Source organism: Bacteroides sp. UBA939, from assembly GCF_002293435.1.
Lineage (GTDB): Bacteria > Bacteroidota > Bacteroidia > Bacteroidales > Bacteroidaceae > Bacteroides.
In genome coordinates this window covers 1-5,042 of sequence record NZ_DBDF01000147.1, presented here as the reverse complement: position 1 = coordinate 5,042, position 5,042 = coordinate 1, and the positions used below count along the sequence as shown (strand labels likewise).

The following is a 5,042-nucleotide window of genomic DNA, read 5'->3' as shown; positions in this document are numbered from 1 at the left end:
TCGCTGCGTTTCACCTTTCCGGTTTTCACTACCGCACCGGCTACCAGACCTACTTTGGTGATATTGAACACCTCGCGCACTTCGATAGTAGCAGTCACCTGCTCTTTCACCTGTGGCGCCAACATACCTTCCATAGCAGCTTTCACTTCTTCGATGGCGTCGTAGATTACCGAGTATTTACGGATATCAACTCCCTCGTTCTCTGCCAGTCTCGCAGCAGCGTTCGACGGACGTACCTGGAAACCAATGATAATGGCATTCGATGCGGCAGCCAGCGAAACATCAGACTCGGAGATAGCTCCCACGCCTTTGTGGATAACATTCACCTGAACCTGTGCTGTAGACAACTTAATCAGTGAGTCGCTCAAAGCTTCTACAGAACCATCCACGTCACCCTTAACAATTACGTTCAGTTCGTGGAAGTCACCCAGAGCCAAGCGGCGTCCAACTTCGTCCAAAGTCAGCATCTTCTGAGTACGCAAGCCTTGTTCGCGTTGCAACTGTTCGCGCTTGTTGGCGATTTCACGAGCTTCCTGTTCGGTGTCGATTACATGGAATGTATCACCTGCTGCAGGTGCGCCGTTCAATCCCAGGATCAATACCGGTTCAGAAGGCCCGGCTTCTTTCATGCGCTGATTACGTTCATTGAACATGGCTTTCACTTTACCATAGGCCGTGCCCGCCAATACGATATCACCTACGTGCAACGTACCGTTCGACACCAGCATGGTAGCTACATAACCGCGTCCTTTATCCAATGAAGATTCGATGATGGAACCTGTAGCCTTGCGATTCGGGTTTGCTTTCAAATCAAGCATTTCCGCTTCCAGCAATACTTTTTCCAGCAACTCGTTCACACCGATACCTTTTTTGGCTGATATATCTTGCGACTGGTACTTACCTCCCCATTCTTCAATCAGGTAGTTCATACCTGCCAGTTCTTCTTTAATCTTATCCGGATTTGCAGTCGGTTTATCAATCTTGTTAATGGCGAACACGATAGGTACGCCGGCAGCCATAGCATGGTTGATGGCTTCTTTCGTTTGCGGCATCACATTGTCGTCGGCAGCAACGATAATGATAACTACGTCCGTCACTTTTGCACCACGGGCACGCATGGCAGTAAATGCTTCGTGACCCGGAGTATCAAGGAAAGTAATCCGGCGTCCGTCTTCGAGTTTCACGTTGTATGCTCCGATGTGCTGCGTGATACCACCTGCCTCACCGGCAATTACGTTTGCTTTACGGATATAGTCGAGCAGCGATGTCTTACCGTGGTCTACGTGACCCATAACGGTAACAATCGGTGCACGGAATTCCAAGTCTTCTTCGGCATCCTCTTCTTCCACAATCGCCTGAGCCACTTCGGCACTGACGTATTCCGTCTTATATCCGAATTCCTCTGCCACCAGATTGATGGTTTCGGCATCCAGACGCTGGTTGATTGAAACCATGATACCGATGCTCATACAAGTAGCGATAACTTGTGTAACTGAAATGTCCATCATATTTGCCAACTCGTTGGCTGTTACGAATTCGGTCAGCTTCAGTACTTTGCTTTCCGCCATTTCCTGGTCTTCCAGTTCCTGCATGCGGTTGGATACCATATCGCGTTTCTCTTTGCGATATTTCGCCGTCTTGTTTTTACCTTTGGAAGTCAGGCGAGCCAACGTTTCTTTTACTTGTTTTGCTACATCCTCTTCACTAACCTCCTGTTTGATAACCGGTTTCTTAAAACGGTCCTTGTTGTTGCGGTTGTTTTTATTGCCGCTGCCCTGATGGTTATTACCGCCACCACCTTGGGCTCCACCACCACCGCCTGGCTGATGACCTTTGCCACGGTTATCGCCTCCGCGCTGGAAGTTGGATGCGTTATTGATGTCTACTTTCTCCTTATTATTAATACGGAGACGTTTCTTCTTATTGGCGCCATCCTGCTCCTTAGCTTTATCTTTATTGTCTCTATTATCCCGGTTATCTCTTTCCTTGTTACCATCTTTCTTGTTGTCTTCGCGGCGTATTTCCTTGATTATCGCCTCTTTCATCAACTTCTTCTGGTCTTGGCGGACTTTTTCCTTTTCTTCACGTTCCTTGCGTTTCTCCTCTTTGGATTTCTTCTTGGGACGTGTGGACTGATTCAGGGTAGCCAGGTCAATCTGGCCGATAATATTAATCTTAGATACAAACTCCGGTTTTTGGAGCGTGAATATTTTATCTTCATTGCCGGCCGGTTGTGCTTCTGCAACGGCAGGTTTCTCTTCTTCCTTGACAGGTGACACGGGAGTTGGTTGTTCTTTTTTTACTTCTTCCTTTTTCACTTCCGGAGCAGGAACAGGCTTCTGCTCTACAATTACGGGCTTCGGTTCTTCCTTCGCTACGGGCGCAGGAGCGGAAGCCGGTTGAGGTTGAGGCTCAGGTTTTGGCTGCGGCTGCGGTTTATGTTCCGATTCCGGTTGAACTTTTTCCTGTGACTGCGGTTTGGATTCCGGCTGCCTGGATTCCGGTTGTGGTTGAGGCTCGGCTGTGGGCTGCGGCTGTGGTTTCGGTTCTTCTTTCGCCACGGGTGCAGGTTCTTCTACCTTTTCCTCTACTTTCTCCACTGCCGGCTTACGGTTCAGTTTATCCAAATCTATTTTTCCGACAGGTTTAAACTTCGGACGTGCATCTTCGGGGACAACAGTTTTGATTTCCTCGACTTTCGTTTTCTCCGCAGTCTCAGTTTCGTAACCATCAATAGATACCGAGGCTTTGTTGCGGTCTTTGTTTTGTCGTTCCTGAATAAAACGTTCCGATGCAAGTCTGAGATTCTTATCTGTGCTGAACTCTTTCACAAGCAGGGCATACTGCTCTTCGGTAATCTTTGTATTGGGATTTGTTTCGACGGCAAAACCTTTCTTCTGCAAGAACTCGACTACCGTCACAATTCCTACATTCAAATCTCTTGTTACTTTATTTAACCTTATCGTCATACTAAAAATTTAATGAATAATGTGGAGAAGGAAGTTTATACAAACAGAAACAAACGTCGGCAGACTATGCGTTCTCGTTTTCTTCAAACTCCGATTTCAAAATGCGTAATACTTCGTCCACTGTTTCTTCTTCCAAGTCGGTCTTCTCAATCAGCATCTCACGTGGAGCGTTCAGTACAGCCTTTGCGGTATCGATACCTATTTCTTTAATGGCATCGATTACCCAACCGTCTATTTCGTCTCTGAACTCATCCAAGTAGATATCTTCGTCTTCAACAGCTTGATCCAACTCACGGAATACGTCAATAGTGTACTCGGTCAACATACTGGCCAGTTTGATGTTCAAACCGCCTTTACCAATAGCCAGCGACACTTCTTCCGGTTTCAGGAATACTTCCGCTTTATGTTCTTCTTCGTTCAGGCGGATAGAAGATATCTTGGCGGGGCTGAGTGCGCGCTGGATAAACAACTGAGTATTAGCCGTATAATTGATTACGTCTATGTTCTCGTTGCGCAACTCGCGAACGATGCCATGAATGCGGCTACCTTTCACACCTACACAAGCGCCTACGGGGTCGATGCGGTCGTCGTAAGATTCAACGGCAATCTTGGCACGCTCGCCCGGGATGCGGGCAATCTTCTTGATGGTGATTAGTCCGTCGTTGATTTCGGGCACTTCCATCTCGAACAAACGCTGCAGGAATACAGGCGATGTGCGCGAAAGGATAATCTTCGGGTTGTTGTTTTTGTTGTCCACACGGGCTACTACAGCGCGAGCCGTTTCGCCTTTGCGATAGAAATCGCTTGGGATTTGTTCTGTTTTGGGCAACAGCAACTCGTTACCTTCATCATCCAGCAGCAGCATTTCTTTCTTCCATATCTGATATACTTCTGCATTGATGATGCTTCCTACCTTATCGATATATTTGTTATAGATACTGTCTTTTTCGAGTTCCAAAATCTTGGAAGCCAAAGTCTGGCGCAGGTTCAGGATGGCGCGGCGTCCGAACTTGGCGAAGTGTACTTCATCCGTCACCTCTTCGCCTTCTTCATACGAAGCGTCTATTTTCTGAGCTTCGGTCAGCGAGATTTGTATATTCGGATTTGTCAAGTCTTCATCCGCTACTACTTCACGGTTACGCCATATCTCAAAGTCACCCTTGTCCGGGTTCACGATAACGTCGTAATTCTCATCGGTACCAAACATCTTCGCAATTACGCTACGGAACGATTCTTCGAGCACGCTCACCATCGTGGTACGGTCGATGTTCTTCAGTTCTTTAAATTCCGAAAAGGTATCTATCAGGCTGATGGTTTCTTCTTTCTTGGCCATAACTATTTAAAACTGATTAAGTATTTAGTGTATTTTATATCATCATACGCAAGGGTTTCATCTTCTTCCACCATTTTGGGGCGCTTGGCTCCTTCGGGTTTCACTTTCTTTTCGATGGTCACCGTGAGATGTTGTTCGTTCGCATCTTTCAGCACGCCGCACAGTTTACGGCCATCCTTTAGCAACACTTCCACTTCCTTGCCTATATGGTTGTAGTACTGTTGCAATACCTTAAACGGCTGTCCTATGCCGGCAGAACCTACTTCCAGTTCATAATCTTCGTCTTCGCGATTTAGTTTGGATTCGATGTACCGGCTCAAATTCACACAGTCTTCAATCCAAACTCCTTCTTTGTGGTCTATTTCCACAAGAATTTTGCCGTCCGGACTGATGGTTACTTCCACAAGAAAGTATTCTTTTCCGTCCAGCCACTCGTCAACAATCTGACAAACAGTTTTCTTTTCTATCATTGATTAAGTATATAAGAACAAAAAAAGGAGCTTAATTGCCCCTCCACCTTTCATCCATTGCGGTTGCAAAGATACAAATAATCTATTCTACTACAAAATATTAGAGAAAAAAAGAATAAATTAACAGTGTGTTAGCGTAAAGCCTATTCCTTATAATTCACATATATGAGAGGTACTTGCCTGCATTGTCCATGCAGTTAGGATAAATGAGGATTTATTAAGTAGCTGTTCATAATTAGTTTATGCTATGAATGATAATAGAGCGAAACG

The 5,042-nt window shown here is 46.0% G+C and carries 3 protein-coding genes; all 3 read right to left on the bottom strand.

Going from position 1 to position 5,042, the window contains the following annotated elements; all coding sequences use genetic code 11:
* On the bottom strand, nt 1-2,969 hold a 2,969-nt coding region (gene infB, locus B2Z67_RS09250), incomplete at its 3' end, for a translation initiation factor IF-2 (RefSeq protein WP_291529538.1).
* Between the two features lie 64 nt (nt 2,970-3,033).
* Nucleotides 3,034-4,302 (bottom strand): transcription termination factor NusA, encoded by a 1,269-nt coding sequence (gene nusA, locus B2Z67_RS09245; protein ID WP_291529537.1) that lies wholly within the window; start codon nt 4,300-4,302, stop codon nt 3,034-3,036.
* Nucleotides 4,303-4,304: 2 nt separating this feature from the next.
* Nucleotides 4,305-4,772, bottom strand: a complete 468-nt coding sequence (gene rimP, locus B2Z67_RS09240) for a ribosome assembly cofactor RimP (protein WP_291529536.1) — start codon at nt 4,770-4,772, stop codon at nt 4,305-4,307.
* Between the last annotated feature and the right edge of the window lie 270 nt (nt 4,773-5,042).

Coding starts and splice junctions, on each gene's coding strand:
- nusA (WP_291529537.1), bottom strand. CDS start 4,302: ATGGCCAAGAAAGAAGAAACCATCAGCCTGATAGATACCTTTTCGGAA.
- rimP (WP_291529536.1), bottom strand. CDS start 4,772: ATGATAGAAAAGAAAACTGTTTGTCAGATTGTTGACGAGTGGCTGGAC.